This is a genomic window from Paenibacillus rigui, from assembly GCF_002234615.1.
GTDB lineage: Bacteria > Bacillota > Bacilli > Paenibacillales > NBRC-103111 > Paenibacillus_S > Paenibacillus_S rigui.
Genome location: NZ_NMQW01000018.1, coordinates 50,139 through 70,266, shown reverse-complemented (window position 1 = coordinate 70,266; position 20,128 = coordinate 50,139). Strand labels below are relative to the sequence as shown.

Genomic DNA, 20,128 nt, shown 5'->3' with positions numbered 1-20,128 from the left:
CCTGCGGCCGCCCTTGAGATTAGAGTTCATCCGAATCATTCCGCTCCAACTAAGCGGTTCAACGGCTTGAATAAAGGAAGGACCCAATCGGTCGGCCCGGGCAATTCCGGGAAATATACCAGCAGAATCCCTATGGTCAAGGCCACAGCGGAGATCCCTCCGATAGTCGCCTTCACCTTGACGCTTTTCACATGCCTCGCTTCCATCATGTAAATCACCAAGGTTAATACCGTCAATCCAAGGATAGGGAGTGCCTTCAACCCCATCGCCTCCTATTTTTTACGAATTGAGCTTTCGGGGATGCCTTGAGGAACCGTCGACTTGCCTATCCGGTTCAGCTGGGTACGAATATGAAGGTTCACCTGCAATGCCGGAAACACTTCGTCATTCCACCGATCCTTGACTCGGCTCCACGCCTTGGGATAATGCCGGTAAAAGGGTTCCGCGAAGCCGAAGGCATCCGTTTTCAGCTGCTTTTGTACACGCTTCAGGGCAGCCTCGATATCCCCGCGGATGGACTCCGTCCATGCTTTTTTAACTTGCTGGACGAATTTCGGGTCCGAATTGAACTGATTGGTTGTATTCAATACCAAATCCCCATCCATCTCCACAAACAGGTCCATGCTCCATACTCCTTTTTCATCAATATGGGGAACCATTTTCGTTTTGGCATGAACTAAATTCACCGAAACATGGCCTCCGGAAGTATCGATGGGAAACGAGAAAATTTTGGTCTCCAGCTCATTGGTGATCGCAAGAATCCCCAGGTTCGCCCGCTCCTCCAGGCTTCCTACAAATTTATCTTTCTTGAACACGCCAATACCGGTAACTTGAATATTATTGTGTGCCGCATCCGCTGCGGTGGCGAATGGAGTAATATGGATACGGGTCAGCAGCGCCGCTTGAGAGGCCCCGTCTATTTTTTGCGCCAGCTCCTTGAGGGTAATCTGGGCTCCGAGCTTCAAATTGCCCATTTCCCGGAGTACTTCCGCCGAGCTGCGCTCCAGCGGGGGCTGCAGCTTGATCAGATCGACCGCCCGATCCTTGCTAATGTACGTGTATGCATGCTCCCTGAATTGAACATATCGCAAGAAGAAGTCAATATAGGAACGAATCCCCTTCGCTGCAGCTGCTTCCCCAATAATCATCACCTCGCTTTGTCCCCAGAATAAGGAGCGGGGCAGCTTGCTCTGAAGCTGGGTCATGGCATCGGCAATAGTCACTCCCTCGGCACTCTGCATGATCGTCTGCCCTATCGCATTGCTGCCGGTGCCTCCCGTATTGCCTTGCGGCCCTCCGCCCGCCACCTTTGGGAAAAAGATTTGCGCGGACAGCAAAATTTTATGATTCGGATTGCGGTCTACTCCGACAGCCAGAACAATAGCCAGGTCATTGATTTCCCTGCGGTCCCAGCAGCCTGCAGACGTCGAGGCGAAGACCAGAAGCAGCCCAAGGCACAGGAGCCTTTTTACCGGATTCATTGGGAACTCCCCTTCTCCTTCTTCCCGGCACTTCCCCATTTTCTGATGACGGCAACAGCCCATAGCAAACCCGGGAGGAATATAAGCATAGTCATCGTATAAAAGTTGCCGCCGGCACCTAACAATGCGCCTACCTCTGTCTGGTTCGACACAACCCAGAAGCTGTACACGACAGTCAGAACAGCCAGCGGAAATACCAATGGACGGTAATCCTCGATGTTCAGCCATTGTGCCGTGGCCACCGCATGAATATATAGAAACAGCGAAACTTTTACAAAAATACCGGAAATCCAAATGGCGACAATAAGGGATTCAATATGCTGGAAAAAATCCGCATAGCTGATATAGCGCGCAGCAATCATAACCGGGTATACAAAGGTGTCCGTTAAATCCCCGAAGAGCATCAGACAGGACAGATTAATGGCAACCATCGTAACCGATACAACACCCAATGACACCAGCGTAACCTTAAGCGCTTTGGGCCGGTCGGATAAGCTCGGCAGAAAAAAAGAAACGAGAATGTATTCCGAGAACCAGCCCGCCGGAGCAATGGCTCCGATGATCGAAGGCTTCAAACCTTTCTCGGCAAAAGGAAGCAGCTCGCCCGGATTCATATCGGGAATGAGCAGGATTAATATAAAGAAGAGAAAAAACGAAGCCATGACAATCAAAATTTGACTGCTCCGCGCGATGACTTGAATTCCGCTCTTCACATTCATGGCACAGAATAGCATGAGCGAGCCCATGACAACGAATAAGGGCGTGTGATGAAGAACCGTGCTCAAGATAAACTCGCCGTATTCCCTTAATATAATTCCGCTCAAATGAGGCAAGTAAAACATATAAATCAGACCGAAGAGCTTCCCGCCAACCCGGCCTAGTACCGTCGTGCTGCATTGAATCATAGACTGGCCCGGAAATTTCACGTTAAGCTGGAAAACCACGAAGATAGCCAGCAGCCCCATAATGGAAGCCCACAGCGGGGACAGCCACATGTCATGGCCTGCATATTTCATCGTAACGCTGGGTACGCCGAGAACCGAGGTCGCCAGTATAGCCGGATACATAAACAGAGCCATCTGCTTCGAGGAAATCTTTTGATGGATCATGTCGTATCCTCTCCTTCAACGTTCTGTCCGGCAGTACGATGCTGCTGCTCTTGATAACCGGTTAATTGAGGATGATGCTCCTGCTTCCAGACCGGCGCGCGGAACATGATGTCTTTGAACTCCTTGAAGCGCGTAGGGGCAACGGGAGCTAAGTAAGGGACACCAAAGGAGCTCAGCCGGCTAAGATGCATAATAATTCCGATAAAACCGAGCATCACACCAACCAAACCAAGAGTTCCTGCCATCAGCATAATAGGAAACCGGATGAGCCGAAGCGGAATCCCTAGCGTATACCTTGGGATCATGAAGGAAGCAATCCCCGTGATAGCTACGACAATGACCATGGGCGCCGAAACAATGCCTGCCGAGGTAGCGGCCTGTCCGATAACCAGAGCACCTACGATACTGACGGCGGCACCTACCTGCTTCGGGAGCCGAACCCCGGCCTCTCTCAGCGCTTCGAATGTAATCTCCATGATCATGGCCTCAATCAGTGCAGGAAACGGAATTTCTTCTCTTGATTTCGATATGTTGAGCAATAGAACGCTCGGTATCATTTCCTGATGAAAGGTGGTAATCGCTACGTAAGCGGAGGGAAGCAGCAGAGAAATGATAAAAAAGACATATCTCAGCCAGCGGATAAAGGTGCTCATGAAAATATTCTGATAGTAATCCTCTGCCGATTGCAGCAGCGAGAACAGGCCTATCGGAGCAACCAAAACAAAGGGGGTGCCATCGATCAGCACCGCAAGCCGTCCCTCCAGCAAATTGGCGCACACGACATCCGGACGTTCCGTTGGTAGGGCCTGCGGAAACGGCGAGTAAGGGTTATCGGCAATCCACTCCTCGATCATTTCACTCTCCAGAACCCCATTAATGCGAATCCTTTCGATTCGCGATTTCATTTCTGCTACCAGGTGGGGATCCGCCAAGTTCTTCATATAAGCCAACGTAATTTGCGTTTTCGTATACGTACCTACCGTCAGATTGACCAGTTTAAGCTCTGGACTTTTTATTCTTCTGCGGATCAGCGGGAGGTTGACGCCAAGCGATTCCGTAAACCCTTCGCGGGGTCCTCGTATCGTTGATTCGGCAGCCGGCTCTTCTACGTTCCGCTGTGTAATTTTGATCATCCCGAAGGCATACGCCGCATTCGAACCATCGATCCACAAAACAGGGAGCCCGCTGCCGATCTTTTCTGTAATGACGGTCCAGTCGGTTAGCTGCTCCGCAGTAGCTGGAAGCTGAGCAACAAGCTGGGACACACCTTCCGTCCGCTCCGGCTCCATGTGCATTAAAGGGTCGATGACTTGATGCTGGAACAAGCTTTCATCCGATAATCCCTGCACATACACAGCGGCAGCCCGGATTCCATTCGCCAGCTCGAACGAACGGAACACAATATCGCCGCACTCTTCATATAGGGAAGCCAAGTCATTCAAATTGTCGTCCAGCCTGGTGGAAGGGCGAGGCTGGAATCCAGCTTCAGATACAGAGGGAGCCGCGGCCGTGTTTAAGTTCCTCTTCCATCCTCTGTTGAATAGACGCATTCCCGCTCCCTTCTTTCCCTATCTCAGCTCAGTTATACAGCGTAAGTATGTCCCAATAGAGAGAATACTATCCAATTCGTTCCGGCTCGGCCCGAAGCTTGGAGCATGCCAAATAATCCTCCAGTGTACTGAAGGATTATTTGGTCATAGCCTTGCGCTAAGATCATCGGCTTCTCTACTCATCCGAAGGAAACCGTGTACCTCTTCCCTTTTTCGGTAGGGAACCGATACAGTCCATGGCTCAGTTCCTCCGTATAAACCTCGCCTTCTCCTAAATGGACCACCAGGCTTGCGTCGTATCGTACCGTGCAAGCTTCTCCAAGAACGGATTCGATGACAGCCTCAACCAGCCGTCCCTGCTCCCAAACCAGACTGACCTCAAACCCGTCGCGGGCACGCAGCCCCTTCACATAGCCTTTCGGCCAAGCATCCGGTAGAGCGGGAAGCAGATGCAGATATCCTTGATGTGACTGCAGCAGCATCTCCGCGATGCCTGCTGTAGCTGCAAAGTTGCCATCGATCTGAAATGGCGGATGGGCATCGAACAGATTCGCATACACGCCGCCTTGATGATAGTTCTCCGGTTCATCCTCCTTCACCAGCTGAAGCAGATTTGATAGAAGACCCCATGCGCGGTTCCCGTCACCGAACCTGGCCCACAAGCTGACCTTCCACCCCAGACTCCAGCCGGTGCCTCCGTCCCCCCTGCGCTCCAGCGAACGCTTGGCGGCTTCAAACAGCTCCGGCGTCAGCTGCCCGGTAAGCTGCTTTCCCGGGTATACCCCAAACAGATGGGATACGTGGCGGTGATGAACGTCCTCGTCTTCAAAATCTTGAAACCACTCCTGCAGCTGGCCATGCCGGCCTATTTGCAAAGGATACAAACGCTCCCTCGCCATGGAGAGCTCGTTTGCAAACGCCTCGTCCGTCTGCAAAATCCGTGCCGCTTGCATACAATTCGTAAACAAGTCCCAGATGAGGGACAAATCCATTGTTGCCGCCATACTTACGCCCGCAAGTCCGTCGGGTGTTCTGAATTTGTGCTCGGGTGAGGTGGACGGAGCCGTAATCAGATGCCCCTCCCCGTCTTCAATCAACCAATCGAGGCAAAATAGCGCAGCATCCTTCATCATCGGATAAGCCTGATTCTTTAAGAAGTCCGCATCCTTGCCAAATGCATAATGCTCCCAAAGATGCTGGCACAGCCAAACCCCGCCCATCGCCCAGCTGGCCCACACGGGATCGCCATGCCCGTAATCTCCGACAGGAGCGCTCTGTGCCCAAATATCGGAATTGTGATGCGCTGTCCATCCGCGGGCGCCATAGTTCACTTGAGCCGTCTTCCTTCCGTTCTCGGCCAAATGTCCAATAAACTGGAGCAGAGGCTCATGGCATTCCGCCAGGTTGCATGTTTCGGCAGGCCAGTAGTTCATCTCGGCATTAATGTTGAGCGTCCAATTGCTGCTCCAGGGAGGTCTTGTGTCCTGATTCCATATCCCTTGCAAATGGGCTGGCTGCGTTCCGGGCCGGGAGCTTGCTATCAGCAGATAGCGCCCGTAATGAAATAGAAGCACCACCAGCCCGGGGTCGCTTGAGCCATATAAAGCAATACGGCGGTCCGTGGGTACGTCCGAGTAATCGTCGGCTGCTTCTCCCAGCACAAGCTCCACTCTGCCGTAAAGCGCCTGATGATCGTCCCTATGCCGTTCGAGCAAAAGAGAATACGGGAGCTGCACGGCTTGCTCCAAATACGATGCGGCAAGCTGTGCGGGATCTTTCCCCTCTTTACCGGGAGACCGGTTAAAGCCATTGAAGCTTGTCGCCGCACTGATATACAGTGTAATGGTTGTTGCTCCAATGAGATGAAGTCCATCCGGATCGACTAGCATGGTGCCCTCCTCCTGCTGCGCAGTGAGGCTTGCTTCGAATCGCATGGCATCCGTATTCCCGGGCTCGCCATACTGAATGGGATGATCCGATGAGTAATAATTCGGGAATACTTGCTCCGGCGCTACTCCTTTCATGATAAACCGGTCCCCGGATACGGACGTTCGATACCGCAGCGGGCTGTCCAGCCTTGCGTGGACATTCAGCATGCGCGGCTTGCTGGCTGTCAGACGGACGACAATGACTTGATCCGGATAGGAGGCAAAAATTTCGCGCGTATACAGCACCTCCCCGATCCGGTATTCCACTTTCGTCACGCCCCGTTGAAGCTCAAGCGATCTCTGGTACGCCTGGGCGCGTGAGCCATGTTCGAATTGAAGGTGCAAGTCCCCGAATGGCATATACGACTCCGTATAGGGTCCCATCATTTGCTTGGACAGCTGATCCGCTTCCATGAACCTGCCTTCCCTAAGGAGCTGCCGCACCTTCGGAAGCACGTCCCTTGCTGCGGGATTGTTTCCCTCTCTCGGAAAGCCCGACCATAGACTGTCCTCGTTGAATTGAATCCGTTCCTTCTCCACACCGCCGAAAATCATCGCGCCCAGCCGGCCGTTGCCGACAGGCAGTGCCTCCGTCCAATATTGGGCCGGTTTGGTGTAATGCAGCTTCATCTCGTTCTCCCCTAACCTGTAAGATCGATTTATTTCGCTTTAAGGGATGCATTATACGACTGTTGCATAATCGTAAGATACCCTTTCAAATTCAAGCTGTCCAGCCCTTTCACATACGTATCCCAATCTTTATCCAGGCTTTTGGCACCCGTCACAAACTGAAGCGCGTTTTGATTAACGAAATCTTTAATATTCGTTTGCATCATGCTGGCTTCGTCCGCAGAGGCCGGATCCATCCAGATCGCCCAGTGCGGAAACACTTCCTTAGGCTGCTTGCCATCATAGAGGTGGGTCGCTTCTTGAAGTCGGCGTTCATAGCCCTCAGGCTTATAGATATCAGTCCCTTGTATCCAGCCGTTGCGGAAATCCTTCGAATGGTTATATTGCGCAGTGGCCCCCCAAGCGGAGTTACGGGGCGCCGCTCCTTCTTTTTTGGGAATCGTGGCAAAAACAGGCGTCGCATTCTTCTCGATCGGCACGTCTCCCTCCTTCGGCTTGCGCCAGTCGACCCCTTCTTCGCCGTAATTGCTCAACAGCTGACCTTCTTGCGTATAAATGTAGTCCAGTACCTTGATTGCGGCGATTTGTGCGGCTTCGCTGGCCTTGTTCGTTAGCACGAAGGTTGCTCCGGGCTCAACGGGGTAATTAAATGTGGCGTAGGATGCATGCGGTCCGGTTAACGGTGCCAGCGGATTATAATCGCTGCCTCGCTTGTTGTCGAGTCCCGTATTCACGAAAATGGCAGGGTGCATGCCGGCTCCGGCACCAAGCAGCTGCGCATCCGCATTCTCGCCGATCTTCTTAAAGGCTTCGGCATTTTGCGTAAAAGCTCCCGGATCAATCAGTCCCTCATCGTACAGTGATTTAATGTAGGCAAGCCCTTCCTTCCACTCCGGCTTATTGGCGGCAATGTCCACCTTCCCGCCGTTCAGGATCAGATAGGTTCTGTCATCATCATAAATAAACCCGTTCATTAAATAAGGAATAATATGTACGCCATAGGTTTCCGTCGAGCCGCTGAGCGGAACTTCATCCGCCTTGCCGTTGCCGTTAGGGTCTTTCGTTTTGAAGGCTTTCAGCACATTCTTGAATTGCTCCGTCGTTTGGGGCAGCTCCAGACCCAACTGCTTCAGCCATTTCGTATTGATCCACATTTTATTTGGAAAGGAACAGTGATAGCATTCATTCAGCTCGTTGAGACCGTAAATTTTACCATCTGGTGCCGTGTTCATCGCTTTGTAATACGGATTTTTATCCAGAGCAGCCTTCACGTTCGGCGCATATTTATCAATCAGATCATTGAGGGGAAGAATGACCCCCTGCTGTCCGAACCGGAGCAGATCGGTCTGCGAGAACTTATCGACCCAAGGAATGAGCATATACAGGTCAGGGTAATCGCCGCTGGCCAGCGAGATTTGTCTTTTCTCCGCCGCTCCGTCATAAGGTACCGTCGTCCAGGCGAATTTGACGTTAAATTTATTTTCGAGAGTTTGGGTGAACAGGTTCGTCTTGTAATCCAAATCCGTTCCTTGATGCGAGAATACGCGAATCGGGGTTGGCCCCGAACCACTGCCGTCCTGGGATGCTCCCTCCTTCGTACCCGGATTCGTTGCAGCGGAATCTCCTGAGGTACAGCCTGCTGCAAGAACCGCAAGCGCTAGCATTGTTATCGAGAGCAATGAGCCTGTTTTTTTCACAATAATCCTCTCCTTTATTTCATTGGCGGTTCCGTCTGCAAAATAGAACGTCCACTGCGTGGAGTCTCTTCCTCAGCCTGCGGCGGCTTAGCCTTTGACCGAACCGATCAGCATCCCTTGTACGAAATAACGCTGTACGAACGGATAAATAATCAGAACCGGGAGGCTGGCAACGACGATGAGCGAATATTTCATGAGATCGACCATTTGCTGTCTCTCGATCATTTTGGCAGCATCCATCGCCCCTGTCCCGTTGTTCAAAATAAGCACGCTTCTCAAGATAAGCTGCAAAGGGTATAACGATTGCGTCTTTAAATAAATGAGCGCATCAAAATAGGCATTCCATTGCCCGACCGCGTACATGAGGGAAAGCACGGCGACAATAGGCTTCGATAGTGGAAAGACGACGCTCCAGATGAACCTCAAATCGCTGCAGCCATCCATTTCGCTCGCCTCCACCAGCTCATCCGGTATCGAGGATTGGAAAAACGTTCTGGCAATAATCACCTGCCACACCCAGATAGCATTCGGCAGCAGCAGCGCCCACCGCGTATCGATCAGATGAAGCTGCTTCACGACCAAATAGGTAGGAATGAGCCCTCCGGAAAAAAGCATCGTAAATGTGATGAACACCATCACCCCGCTTCTGCCGAAAAACGTTTTGCGGGACAGCGGATAACCGATCATGATAGTCATAGCAACGCTGATGAAAGTGCCCGCTACCGTATAAAACAGCGAATTGGCATACCCGGTAACAATTTGGGGATTTTGAAACACGGCCTGATAGCCTTTAAAGGAAAGGTCAACAGGCCACAGCCACACTTTCCCGGCCGAGACCGCAAGAGGACTGCTTAATGAGGAACTGACAATGTAAATGAGCGGATACAGAACCAGCAGCAGCACGAAAGATAAAGCAGTGTATACAAGCATTAGAAACATTCGGTCTCCGAACGGTTCCCTTATGGACTGCCGTACCTCTGTCATGGGTTCACCTGCCTTTCCTGCCTTTACCATAGGCTGTTATTGGATATTTTTCTGGCGGCAGCATTCACGACGAGCAGGAGAATGAGATTCACTACGGAATTGAACAAGCCCACCGCCGTTGCAAAGCTGTAATTCGCATTCAACAAGCCGACCTTGTATACATAGGTAGAAATGATCTCCGAGGTTCCCAGATTGAGCGGATTTTGCAGCAAATAAATTTTCTCGAAGCCGACGGCCATGATATTCCCTACGCTTAAGATCAGAATGATCACCGCTGCGGGCATAAGTCCCGGCAGATCGACATTCCTTATTTTCTGCAGCCGCGACGCTCCATCCACCTTGGCAGCCTCGTATAACGAAGGATCCACACCGGCCAGCGCCGCCAAATAAATGACTGCAGAGTAGCCTGCCGTCTGCCACACGTCCGTCCATACATATACCGAACGGAACAGCCCGGTGCTGCCGAGAAAATTAACCGATTCGAAGCCGACGGCATTCAGCAGGGTGTTGGCGATCCCGAGCCGTGGTGACAAAAACAGCATGATCATCGAAACCATGACAACCGTAGAAATAAAATACGGCGCATAGGTCACCATCTGAACCACCCGTTTAAATCTGGCGCTCCGCACCTCGTTCAATGCCAGAGCAAGCACAATCGGGATGGGGAAGCCCACGATCAGATGGTACAATGAAATAAACAGCGTGTTTTTAATCAGATTCAGCGATGCCGGGTTATCAAAAAACAGATTAAAATATTTGAATCCAACCCAGGGACTCCCCCATATGCCTTTGGTGACATTGTAATTTTTGAAGGCAAGAACGGCATTCAGCATCGGGATGTACTTAAAGATAAGGAAGTACAGCAGCGGTGGAATCATAATAAGATACAGCTGCCAATGTCTCCTGAAGCTCTTCCTCGCCAACCCCCACACGCTCAGTGTCTTTCTATCCTTCCTTAGTTCCTGATCTGCAGCGATAAGCGTTTCCAGAACAACACCTCCTAAATATGGATTCATCACAAGGATACAACGGTGAAAGCTGACCATGGCAGCGCTTACTTCCAGTGTCATCATAGGTTTTTTCCCCGCCGCATGTAAAGGTACACTTCGGGAGCCTGGGGTACAATTGCATCCGTTGACACAGCGTACATTTCCTCCCGGACCGTACACACACGGATAACCGGCTTCGCCGTCCGGAAAACGAAGAACCCCGCCCTGTTCTGAATGAATGGACGGGGTTCTTGATCTAATTCGCGGATTGCCGGTACAAACTCGGCGATACCCCGCGCACCCTTTTGAACGCTCTACGAAAGGAATGGGCGCTGTTGTAGCCGACCTGGCTGGCGATCTCATCAATCGTTAAACCGTTGCCGGTTAACAGATCCGCTGCCTTACTGATTCTCATGCTCTCCAAATAGTCGGATAAGCTTTCCCCCATCCGCTCCTTGAACAGCTGTGAAATATACTTCTCCGGACGTCCCACATGCTCCGCTATGCGATATATAGTCAGCTCCGGGTCCTGGTAGTATTCCTGAATATATTTCATCATGTCCTGCAGCATTTCGTGCTGCAGCTCGTTCTTTTTCTTGGCAATGACAGCGCAAAAATCATCCACCATACACTCCATGCTTTGCCTTACCTGCTCCATCCCGTCCGATAACCTGAGAGCAGCGATTCGCTCCTGTATTTCCCGGGAAAAGTCGCCATCCTGAAACGCCTTTTGATCCAGCAGCCTGAGCAGCGTTCCTTTCATCTCCCCGATGAGCTGCTCCTTCATTTCAATCGATAGCTCTCTTTCGGCGAAATTCCATGCAACAATCTCCGCGACGATGCGCTTCCCTTCGGATGCCTCCCCCGCTTTGACCGTATTCATCAGCCTTTGCTCCGTATCCATCGGATAATAATACAGCATCGATTCCCTCATGGTCTCCTCGTACCAGACCAGCCTCTTCTCCTCCATATGGACCGCGTAATCCATGGCCTGACTGGCCTCGCTATACGAGCGGCTAATATCGGACAACGAAGCATATACGCCTCCCATGACAGAGGTGATCGATATGCGATAATTCACATACATCGATTCCATACATGGAACGAACCGCGCTTCGAATGCACGCTGCCAGTCTTTGTCTGGTTCACACTCCGGAGTCAAGAGCATCACGATTTTATCCGATCCCAAATCCGTTGCATGCAGACCCGCCTCCAGTTCATGAAGCATTTGCTTGACGATGAGTCTTGCTGCGCTCAGTTCTTCAATAATTTCCTTGCTGTCGATGCCGCCATACCCGTTTATTTTCAGCATGCCCACAAAGCCGTACGGCTGAAGAAATACGACATCCGCCTGGGATCGGACCGCTTCCAATTCCTTGGCCGAGTTAAATTCACCTGCAAGCAGTCTTTTAATAAAAGCATCCTTCACCAAAGGCATCTGCAGGCTCAGTTCGGTCTGAAGCTGCTTGTTGTTAGCAATAAGATCGGATATATTTCCCGACAAGAAATCATACTCATTCCTGATCCTTGACGTATCCAGACCAACCTGCTCTTTGAATACGTTCATCAGACGGTTAATCGGCACACTGTTCCGGTAGGACAGCAGCATCCCGATGATCAGACTGATCAGTAACGCTGCTGCCGATAGCGTCCATGTCATGTATTTGATCGTATTCGCTTTCCCCATCAAAGCTTCTTTCGGGACACCCGCCGCGTACATCCAGCCCGTCTTGTCGGACCGGACGGTGATCAGCAGAGTGCCGTCGTCCAATTTCCTGGTCGTCCGGGCTTCAGACATGGACAGCTGCCAGGCTTGGCTGTTCGCTTTCGTCAGCCCTTGGGACGCTAATGGTTTCCCGCTGCTGTCGGTAATTATAGCCCAGCCGCCGTACTGGCTCGTCAGACTCTCCAGCAGGGAGCTGATCTTCCTCTCGTCAATGAGCACCACGGCCGTAGCCTTCGGATTACCGAAGCTGTTGAGCGGTAGGGACTGTACGAAAGTCAGCATGGAGGATGCATTCTTGTCTTGCATAAAAGGACGTGCAGGCAGCAGGGTGCGTTCATGGGTTGCTTGCAGTATCGTTTCTTTCCAGGTCTCGTAGGGCTCGTCAACGTAGTGATTCAGCTCATAATAATGCTCGGGCCGATAATAGATGGATCCCGGGGTGAGGATGACGTTGTAATTCTGAAAGTAAATATAAAAGCTTTGCAGAAAATCATTCGTTTGGCTGTAGCCGGACAGGTCGCGCATCGTTTTCCAGAAACCGAACACGTTGTACGCATCCCCCTGCCTCTTCTCATTGATAAGAAGATTCAAGTCCTGATTGATAGCCAGCTGCTTCGTGAAGCCTTCCACTTCAGCTAGCTTACGCTCCAGAATCTCTGCACTCTGCCTCAACAGCATCGTACTGTTTTCGATAGAGCTGGATTCCGCTACGTCGATGGACGTTCGGTACGATAAATAACCGGCCAAATTAGGGATCAGCAAGATAATGAGATAGGAAATCAAAAACCGTTTGAAGCTGGATGAAACATGGGCCCTCATCCTGCGATCCCCTTTCAGAAAGCGTTTGCAGCTTGTTTTGCAGCGTTCTATGTTTCTTCCGAGTGCTAACATTATACTATAATGACCCGCACCATAAAAGGGAATAAATTCCATTTGCATCCATGCCTCACAGGGCTCCCCACTTATACAATCTGCTGTTCGATTTAAGCGACCAAAAATAAACCCTTGAAGCCCGGTGACCGGGTCTCAAGGGTTCCTTGATGTGGGCAAGCTTACTTGCTTAGAGGCTGACCATCGAATGCAGTCACAGCCAGAGGCGCGGCCAGCAGCTCCTTCGCTTTGGTTACGAACGATACGAAATGCTGACTTGCATTATGGCTGGCCACAGCCGCCATGTCCTTCCAAACCTCCACCATCGTGTAAAGGTGATCCTGCTCGGTGTCCTTTAACAGGCTGTACGAGATATTGCCGCTCTCCGCACGGGACTCGGCAATCAAAGCATGAATTTCCTCTAAAAACTGTTGTTCCTTTTGTTCTTGAACGGATAATTTGGCATGGATAATAATCATAATTCAAGTCTCCCTTATGTCATTGATGGTTATGCAGGTTATTTCCAAAAGGTGATCTTATCAATGGGAAGACGGACGCTGCGGTATCCGCTGTCTGCCGCTTTACCAATCGAGATCAGCATGACGGGAACATACCGGTCCTTATCCAGGCCGAATGCTTCCGCGATCTGTTCCTTCTCATAGCCGCCGATCGGATTCGTATCGTAGCCGTGTGCTCTTGCAACCAGCATCAGCTGCATGGAAACCAAGCCTGCATCAATGAGAATGATGTCATTCATCATCTCCGGCGTCAGCTGTGCATAATAATTCGAAATGAATTTCATATTGGACGTTTTGACGTCCTCGGGCATGTAGCCGAGCTCCACCGCTTTTGAATAGATTTCTTCCGCATTGTCAAAGTTATTCATATCGCCGAATACCGCGATGACCGCTGCTGAGGTATCGACCTGTGTCTGATTGAACCGGGCTAACGGGGCCAGCTTCGCTTTCCCTTCCGGACTGTCGATCACGACAAAGCGCCACGGCTGCATATTGACCGAAGAAGGGGCAAGCGTTGCTTCCGTAAGTATTTCCTTCATTTCTTCCCTGCTGATCTTCACGTTGGGGTCATACCGCTTGATGGAACGGCGTCCTGTTACGATCTCTTTGAAATCATTCGATGCTGCTACGGTGGTGTTAAGATTCATATGTTCTCTCTCCTATGCTGTAGATTCCAAGAGCCGGGTTACTAAAATGCCCGCCGCTTGCTTTCGGGTAGATCAAGATTCATGCCTCGGTTAACCGAAGCTTAATAATGCTGAAGATTGTCGAGCATACGCCGGAGCATGTCATGAAAATCACTGCGCTCTTGCTCGTTAAAATCTTGAAGCAGCTGCGCTACAAACTGCTGCTTCTCCTTTTTATAGGCTGCAATCTCGCTGCGACCCTGATCGGTAAGCCGGACTAGTGTAAACCGATTGTCGGTCGGATCATTGCGCCTTTGCACCATCCCGGAAGCCTCCAGCTGCTTCAGATGCCGGGTGATCGCCGCGCTGTCGATGTTGACCTCTTTTTGGAGGCTCGTTTGACTAACCTCGTCGACTTCAAACAGCTGATGCAAAATGCTGAGCCGTGACGGACTGATGCCCGTACAGCGTTCAAATTTAGGACTGAGCTGGAGATTAAGCCGATAAATCAAGTCGAAAATTTGATCTTCTTGTTTATTCGAATCGGTCAAGGGACCCCTCCTTACCCGGACATTCCCGTTAGTTGATAGCTCAATAGTTGACCCATCAATTAATATAAATCAAAACGTCCCGAATGTCAAATGGCCGCGAACAGGAAATTTAAGAAAAGCCTGCCAACCGGCAGGCTCTCTCTCTTGACTCCTTCCTCTCATCACCTGCTGCTTCATTAAGATGCAGCCCCTTGCTTAGCTGCATTCTCCGCATGCCTGTTTTTCCGCTGCACCCAACGAAAGAAATAGTAAAACAGCAGAGCCATCGGGTGCTGCAGCAGCATCGCCAGCAGCACCGGCAGAGCGACGATAGGCTCAAAAAAAGTGGTCGCCAACACGACACCTACCGTATAATTGCGCACGCCGCCCGAATAGCTAATGGCGATATGATCCTCATGCGCCTGCGTGAACAGCTTGCTAATCCCGAAGTTGACAACATAGCCGAACACCATCGTGCCGAATACGGCGGCAATGATAGACCCTACATGATCGCGGATCAGGTGGAGCTGCCCGGATATCGATGCGGCATTCAATAAAACAATGAAATATAAGCATGCTTTACCGAGAAGTGCCGAGGCAGGCTTAAACCACACCCGTTCCTCTTTCTTTTTCACATATTCCCCAACCAGCATACCTGCAACCGTAGGAATTAATACGAGCTTGAATAAGCTCACAATCAGCGCTTCGGTCTGAAGCTGGACTTGGGAGCTCAAGATGAGTGATAAGGTCAACGGTACGATGAGCGGGCTCAGAATCGTGTCGATGGACACCAGAGACAACGTGGTTTCCACGTTGCCTTTGTTATACGCCACCCAGAAAATAGAGGTCACACCGAGCGGAAGCAGCGTTGATAACGTGATTCCCGCGGCTAGCTCCGCTTGGCCAAAGAACAGACGGCTGCTCATTTGAAAAACGGTCCACGGAATGACCAAGTGAGCGAATATCAGAAAAGTCAGCAGAAGTGCCGGTTTCCTGATCACATGGACGAATTTGCGATAGTCCGCGTTCAATGAGGAAAGGAACGTCAGCAGCATAAACAGAAACGACGTCCAAGCCGTCCATGGTGCGAGGCTTCCCCCGATCGTCATACCTAAGACCATAATCGAAGGCATGAGAAGGTAAATCCATTTTTCCAGCAAAGTATTCGTTGTTCGTAATATTCCCATGGTGATGTTCCCCTTGCAATAGGGTACCCTTCAGCTTTTATAGATTCATAACTATAATGCGTTCTTCGGTCATTTCCTCAATGGCGTACACCGGTCCTTCTTTACCCGTTCCGCTGTTTTTCACTCCGCCGTACGGCATATGGTCAACCCGGTAAGCCGACCCGTCATTGATGATCAAGCCGCCGACCTCAATCTCTTTGGCCGCTTTCATCGCAAATTTCAAATCGTTCGTGAACAAGCCTGCCTGCAAACCGTATTCCGAATCGTTGACCTTGGCAATAACCTCATCCATTTCGCTATAGGTGTCTACTGCAACGACAGGACCGAACACTTCCTGCGAGCACACCTTCATCGATGGCTGCACTTGAGTCAAAATGGTCGGGCGATAAAAAGCGCCGCTTCGCTCGCCGCCCAGCACCAGTTCAGCTCCCTGCTCCACCGCTTCATGAACCCAGCTCTCGACCCGCTCCGCTTCTCGTACGCTAATCATCGGTCCGATATCCGTCGCTTCCTCAAGCGGATTGCCGACAACCAACCGTTCGGTTCTCGCTTTCAGCTTCTCCAGGAACAGCGGCAGCACGTCTTCATGCACATAAACGCGCTGTACGGAAATACATACCTGGCCCGAATTGTTAAAGCTTTTCATAGCTATCAGCTCCGCCGCTTGATCCAGATCGCAATCCTTATGAACGATCGTTGCCGAGTTATTGCCGAGCTCCAGCGCGACCTTGCGAATGCCCGCTTGGCGGCGGATGATTTCTCCTACACGTACACTGCCAGTAAATGAGAACATGCGCACCTTCGGATTGTCCAAGAGCCAAGTACCGATTTCGGCACCGTCTCCGGTAAGCACATTCAGGCGTCCCTTCGGCAAGCCGGCTTGGTGGAAAAGCTCCGCCAAACGCAAAGCGACAAGCGGCGTTACCTCCGACGGCTTCAGCACCACACTGTTGCCCGCGGCAAGCGCCGGACAAATTTTGTGGCAGACGAGATTAAGCGGCACATTAAACGGAGTAATGGCGGCGATGACACCGACAGGAACCCGGATTGTAAAGGCCATCCGGTTCTCGGAGCCTTGAGCGGCTTCCACCGGAACCCCTTCCCCATGAATACGCTTGGCTTCTTCTGCGGAAATGATCATCGTCTGAATGGCTCGATCGACTTCGCCGCGGGCTTCCCGAATCGGTTTGCCAACTTCGCTTACCAGTAGAGCAGCGAATTGTTCTCTTTGCTCCTGAAGAAGCTGGGCCACACGCATCAGCACTTTGTAACGTTCGTTAGGTGAAAAGGGCGATTTTTGTGCAGCATGCGCGCTTTCAACGGCTCGGGCAACGTGCTGCTGCTCGGCCACCGAAATGGCAGCTGCTTCGGATAGGCTGTACTTATCGAGTACCGCCATCGTCCGTTCGGTTTGTTCCCATTCTCCATTTATAAATAATCCGTAAGCTTGCTTCACGCTCACATTCATCACCTCGTATTTATAGTAACGTCACGATGTTTAAACTTAATCATTATCTAAAATCTTGGGCACGGCCCGAGCTTCCAAATAACCTGATTTTTTCCTGCACCTTCGCCTGCATGAATTGTCTTCCACGGCCCAAGGAAACCGCCAAATGATATTCCTCTTGATCCTTCAGCAGCACATCCAGCATCCCTTGAGTAAACGCTTGTCTCAGCTCGGTATCCACATTGATCTTGGCAATGCCCCGCGGAATCGCCTGCTGGATTTGCTCATCCGGTACATCCGATCCGCCATGCAGCACAATTGGACGCTTGACCGCATCGGTAATTTCCTGGAGACGCTCCAATGCAAGCTTCGGCGGCTTCTTATACATCCCGTGGGCTGTACCGATCGAAACAGCCAAGTAATCGACATCCGTCGCCTCTACGAAACGGACCGCATCGTCCACAGTTGTAATCATGGCATCCTCTTCATCGACCGTAATGTCGTCCTCGGTACCGCCGATTTTGCCTATTTCTCCTTCGGAACCGATATGGAGAGCCCTTGCGGCTTCAACAACCTTCCGGGTAATCGAAGCATTTTCCTCAAAAGAAAGCGACGACCCGTCGAACATCACGGATTGAAAGCCTAGTTGAATCGCACTCATTGTCTGTTGATACTGACGGCTGTGATCAAGATGGATACAAACCGGAACGTTCGTATGCTTCGCAAACGTATCAATCATCACTTTCATCGCTTCGAGCCCCATATAGTGGATCACTCTTTGGCCTACTTGAATCATAACCGGAGCTTGCTCGGCCTCCGCCGCCATCAGAATAGCTTGAATGCTCTCTGCATTATGAGCGCTGAAGGCGCCGACGGCATATCCTTCCTTCCAAGCTTTGTCCAACATGTCTTTACCGGAAATAAACCGCATAGCTTTCTCCCCTATCGTGTAAGTTCTATATCGTAGCTGTACTGATCGCTTCTAAACTTCGTGCGTGTATACTCCATTGGATGACCATCAATACCGAAGCTTAGACGGGTCATCTCCAGCAATGCTTCGCCTCCGCGAATGCCAAGCAGATCGGCTTCATGCAAGGTAGCGTTAATCGCGGATATTTTCTCATTGGCCTGCTTCAGGAAAATATTATTGCTCTCAAGAATTTCGTAGTACCGTGCCGAATTCAAATCATATTTCATGAGAATCTGACCGATTTTCTCGGGCCAGCAGCTGCGCTCCAGCGCTATGGGGGTATCGTTGGCGAATCGGATGCGCTCGATCAGCAGCACCTTCTCATTCTCCGGAACCTGCAGCATGCTCTTCTCAAAATTCAGGATCGTCGTAAACTCCGCGCGGATGAGCTGCGAATTCGGAACCAGACCTCGCTCCATCACTTCTTCAGCGAACCCGCGCAGCCTTCCCAGGTTTCCTACCAGCTTCAGCGGCAGTACGATTGTCCCTTTGCCTTGACGCTTCTCCAGCAGCCCCTCTTGAACCAGCATATTGATCGCTTGACGAATTGTCGTCCGGCTCACCTTGAAGGTGTCCATAAGCTCTTGCTCCGTAGGAATCAATGTATTGGGTCTCCATACCTGCGTATGGATAAACTTAAGGAGCGCATCCTTTACTTGCTGATACAGCGCAATGTTCTTATTGGGATCGACCGAATTCGAGTTTATGGTATTTGAGGTCATGTGGTTTTCTCCTTTTCCATGCCGGAGGATATCTTCTGACTTGATCTCCAATCAGAGGCTCCAGCCACGAATAAAAATCAGCAGGGTTCGATATAAACGTTTCAGGCAGCATGCGTTCGCCCAGAATAAAGACTTGTTCAAGGGGCACACTCTTTAAGTCATAATTATATCCTATTGCGTCGCTTCTTTGTATACTAATCATGACATTGGAGTATCCTTTTTCCAAGTACAGGGCCGCTTGCTTCCCTACCTCATAAGCTTCCTGATGATCCCGGCTCGAAACCGCCCACATGGCGCTGCGCTGGTTCATGCCCAAATTTTCGGATCTCACATTCAAGCCAAGCTCGGAACGGAGCAATTGCTCCATTTCGGTGGAGATGCCCCCGAGAACGGCTCTTCCATTCACCACTTCCCGCTGCACCTGAGAGCCGCCTTCAAAGGCTACCCCTTCGCTGACGACAATCGTGGCGATCCCGTTATCCTTCACGATGTTTTGAACCTGCCGGACAAACGGCTCCTTGGCCACTGCCAGCTCCGGAATGCAGATCATATGAGGGCCATCCCCATCGCAGGTTTTGTGCAATCCGGCCGCCATCGCCAGCCAGCCTGCATTGCGGCCCATCGTTTCGATGATGCGAACCTGCTCGAAATTACGCATCGCTTCCAAATCCTTGTTGATATCCCTTACCGACATGGACACAAAATGCGCTGCGCTGGCATACCCCGGGGCGTGGTCCGTAGCGGACAGATCATTGTCGACCGTCTTCGGAATGCCTATCGTCTGCAGTTCATAATTCATGGACGCGGCCGCCTCGCTCATCTTCTGAAGAGCAGCCATCGTGCCATTGCCCCCGATAAAAACCAGTGTGTGAATATCTCTGGCCTTTAAATTCAGCACTGCTGTCACGATCAAATCCGAAGTGAAGGCATATCTGCCTGAGCCAAGACACGCCCCCGGAACGCCCCTATGCTGCTTAAGCCATTCCAGAGAAGACCTGTCGAAGCGTTCCATCTCATTCAGAACCAGGCCTTGATACCCGTTCATGACCCCGTATAACTCCACGTTCTCGGGCAAACCGTCTACAAAGCCTACCAGACTCGCATTGATAACAGCGGTTGGCCCTCCGGCTTGCCCGACGGCAATTTTATGCATCCTGTTCATCC

At 51.1% G+C, this 20,128-nt stretch carries 17 protein-coding genes; all 17 read right to left on the bottom strand.

What is annotated here, in order from left to right; genetic code table 11:
• Nucleotides 1–35 precede the first annotated feature (35 nt).
• Nucleotides 36–260: a hypothetical protein gene (locus tag CF651_RS13800; RefSeq protein WP_094015446.1), complete on the bottom strand. Its 225-nt coding sequence runs from the start codon at nt 258–260 to the stop codon at nt 36–38.
• A gap of 12 nt (nt 261–272) precedes the next feature.
• Nucleotides 273–1,481, bottom strand: coding sequence for a Ger(x)C family spore germination protein (locus CF651_RS13795; protein WP_179232808.1), 1,209 nt, complete (start codon nt 1,479–1,481; stop codon nt 273–275).
• Entirely contained in the window at nt 1,478–2,590 is a 1,113-nt protein-coding gene (locus CF651_RS13790) for a GerAB/ArcD/ProY family transporter (RefSeq protein ID WP_094015444.1), read from the bottom strand. The genes CF651_RS13795 and CF651_RS13790 overlap by 4 nt, the downstream gene beginning before the upstream one ends.
• Nucleotides 2,587–4,140, bottom strand: coding sequence for a spore germination protein (locus CF651_RS13785; protein ID WP_094015443.1), 1,554 nt, complete (start codon nt 4,138–4,140; stop codon nt 2,587–2,589). The genes CF651_RS13790 and CF651_RS13785 overlap by 4 nt, the downstream gene beginning before the upstream one ends.
• A gap of 179 nt (nt 4,141–4,319) precedes the next feature.
• Complete coding sequence (locus CF651_RS13780) at nt 4,320–6,698, bottom strand: glycoside hydrolase family 95 protein (protein ID WP_094015442.1); 2,379 nt, start codon at nt 6,696–6,698, stop codon at nt 4,320–4,322.
• Between the two features lie 29 nt (nt 6,699–6,727).
• Nucleotides 6,728–8,395 carry an ABC transporter substrate-binding protein gene (locus CF651_RS13775; protein ID WP_094015441.1) on the bottom strand — a complete coding sequence of 556 codons (1,668 nt, stop codon included), beginning with the start codon at nt 8,393–8,395 and terminating at the stop codon, nt 6,728–6,730.
• Nucleotides 8,396–8,482: 87 nt separating this feature from the next.
• Nucleotides 8,483–9,379 (bottom strand): carbohydrate ABC transporter permease, encoded by an 897-nt coding sequence (locus CF651_RS13770; RefSeq protein ID WP_179232807.1) that lies wholly within the window; start codon nt 9,377–9,379, stop codon nt 8,483–8,485.
• A 23-nt stretch (nt 9,380–9,402) separates the two neighbouring features.
• Nucleotides 9,403–10,257, bottom strand: a complete 855-nt coding sequence (locus tag CF651_RS13765) for an ABC transporter permease (protein ID WP_094015470.1) — start codon at nt 10,255–10,257, stop codon at nt 9,403–9,405.
• A gap of 367 nt (nt 10,258–10,624) precedes the next feature.
• Entirely contained in the window at nt 10,625–12,913 is a 2,289-nt protein-coding gene (locus CF651_RS13760; protein ID WP_245855894.1) for a helix-turn-helix domain-containing protein, read from the bottom strand.
• A 233-nt stretch (nt 12,914–13,146) separates the two neighbouring features.
• The gene (locus tag CF651_RS13755; RefSeq protein WP_094015439.1) at nt 13,147–13,443 is read right to left on the bottom strand and encodes a putative quinol monooxygenase; all 297 of its coding nucleotides are present in this window, start codon (nt 13,441–13,443) and stop codon (nt 13,147–13,149) included.
• Nucleotides 13,444–13,481: 38 nt separating this feature from the next.
• Complete coding sequence (locus CF651_RS13750; RefSeq protein ID WP_094015438.1) at nt 13,482–14,129, bottom strand: nitroreductase family protein; 648 nt, start codon at nt 14,127–14,129, stop codon at nt 13,482–13,484.
• A 101-nt stretch (nt 14,130–14,230) separates the two neighbouring features.
• The gene (locus CF651_RS13745) at nt 14,231–14,659 is read right to left on the bottom strand and encodes a MarR family winged helix-turn-helix transcriptional regulator (RefSeq protein WP_094015437.1); all 429 of its coding nucleotides are present in this window, start codon (nt 14,657–14,659) and stop codon (nt 14,231–14,233) included.
• A 176-nt stretch (nt 14,660–14,835) separates the two neighbouring features.
• Nucleotides 14,836–15,825: a bile acid:sodium symporter family protein gene (locus CF651_RS13740; protein WP_094015436.1), complete on the bottom strand. Its 990-nt coding sequence runs from the start codon at nt 15,823–15,825 to the stop codon at nt 14,836–14,838.
• A gap of 37 nt (nt 15,826–15,862) precedes the next feature.
• The gene (locus CF651_RS13735; protein ID WP_218827846.1) at nt 15,863–17,293 is read right to left on the bottom strand and encodes an aldehyde dehydrogenase family protein; all 1,431 of its coding nucleotides are present in this window, start codon (nt 17,291–17,293) and stop codon (nt 15,863–15,865) included.
• 43 nt (nt 17,294–17,336) lie between these two features.
• Complete coding sequence (locus tag CF651_RS13730; RefSeq protein WP_094015434.1) at nt 17,337–18,203, bottom strand: class II fructose-bisphosphate aldolase; 867 nt, start codon at nt 18,201–18,203, stop codon at nt 17,337–17,339.
• An 11-nt stretch (nt 18,204–18,214) separates the two neighbouring features.
• Nucleotides 18,215–18,964, bottom strand: a complete 750-nt coding sequence (locus CF651_RS13725; RefSeq protein ID WP_094015433.1) for a GntR family transcriptional regulator — start codon at nt 18,962–18,964, stop codon at nt 18,215–18,217.
• On the bottom strand, nt 18,921–20,117 hold the full coding sequence (locus tag CF651_RS13720) for a diphosphate--fructose-6-phosphate 1-phosphotransferase (protein WP_179232806.1): 1,197 nt from the start codon (nt 20,115–20,117) through the stop codon (nt 18,921–18,923). The genes CF651_RS13725 and CF651_RS13720 overlap by 44 nt, the downstream gene beginning before the upstream one ends.
• Between the last annotated feature and the right edge of the window lie 11 nt (nt 20,118–20,128).

Bases quoted from the DNA above. Each gene is read 5' to 3' on its own strand.
- CF651_RS13795 (WP_179232808.1), bottom strand. From the start codon at position 1,481: ATGAATCCGGTAAAAAGGCTCCTGTGCCTTGGGCTGCTTCTGGTCTTC.
- CF651_RS13720 (WP_179232806.1), bottom strand. From the start codon at position 20,117: ATGCATAAAATTGCCGTCGGGCAAGCCGGAGGGCCAACCGCTGTTATC.
- CF651_RS13740 (WP_094015436.1), bottom strand. From the start codon at position 15,825: ATGGGAATATTACGAACAACGAATACTTTGCTGGAAAAATGGATTTAC.
- CF651_RS13730 (WP_094015434.1), bottom strand. From the start codon at position 18,203: ATGCGGTTTATTTCCGGTAAAGACATGTTGGACAAAGCTTGGAAGGAA.
- CF651_RS13770 (WP_179232807.1), bottom strand. From the start codon at position 9,379: ATGACAGAGGTACGGCAGTCCATAAGGGAACCGTTCGGAGACCGAATG.
- CF651_RS13785 (WP_094015443.1), bottom strand. From the start codon at position 4,140: ATGCGTCTATTCAACAGAGGATGGAAGAGGAACTTAAACACGGCCGCG.
- CF651_RS13780 (WP_094015442.1), bottom strand. From the start codon at position 6,698: ATGAAGCTGCATTACACCAAACCGGCCCAATATTGGACGGAGGCACTG.
- CF651_RS13765 (WP_094015470.1), bottom strand. From the start codon at position 10,257: ATGATTCCACCGCTGCTGTACTTCCTTATCTTTAAGTACATCCCGATG.
- CF651_RS13790 (WP_094015444.1), bottom strand. From the start codon at position 2,590: ATGATCCATCAAAAGATTTCCTCGAAGCAGATGGCTCTGTTTATGTAT.
- CF651_RS13760 (WP_245855894.1), bottom strand. From the start codon at position 12,913: ATGAGGGCCCATGTTTCATCCAGCTTCAAACGGTTTTTGATTTCCTAT.
- CF651_RS13750 (WP_094015438.1), bottom strand. From the start codon at position 14,129: ATGAATCTTAACACCACCGTAGCAGCATCGAATGATTTCAAAGAGATC.
- CF651_RS13755 (WP_094015439.1), bottom strand. From the start codon at position 13,443: ATGATTATTATCCATGCCAAATTATCCGTTCAAGAACAAAAGGAACAA.
- CF651_RS13725 (WP_094015433.1), bottom strand. From the start codon at position 18,964: ATGACCTCAAATACCATAAACTCGAATTCGGTCGATCCCAATAAGAAC.
- CF651_RS13735 (WP_218827846.1), bottom strand. From the start codon at position 17,293: ATGAATGTGAGCGTGAAGCAAGCTTACGGATTATTTATAAATGGAGAA.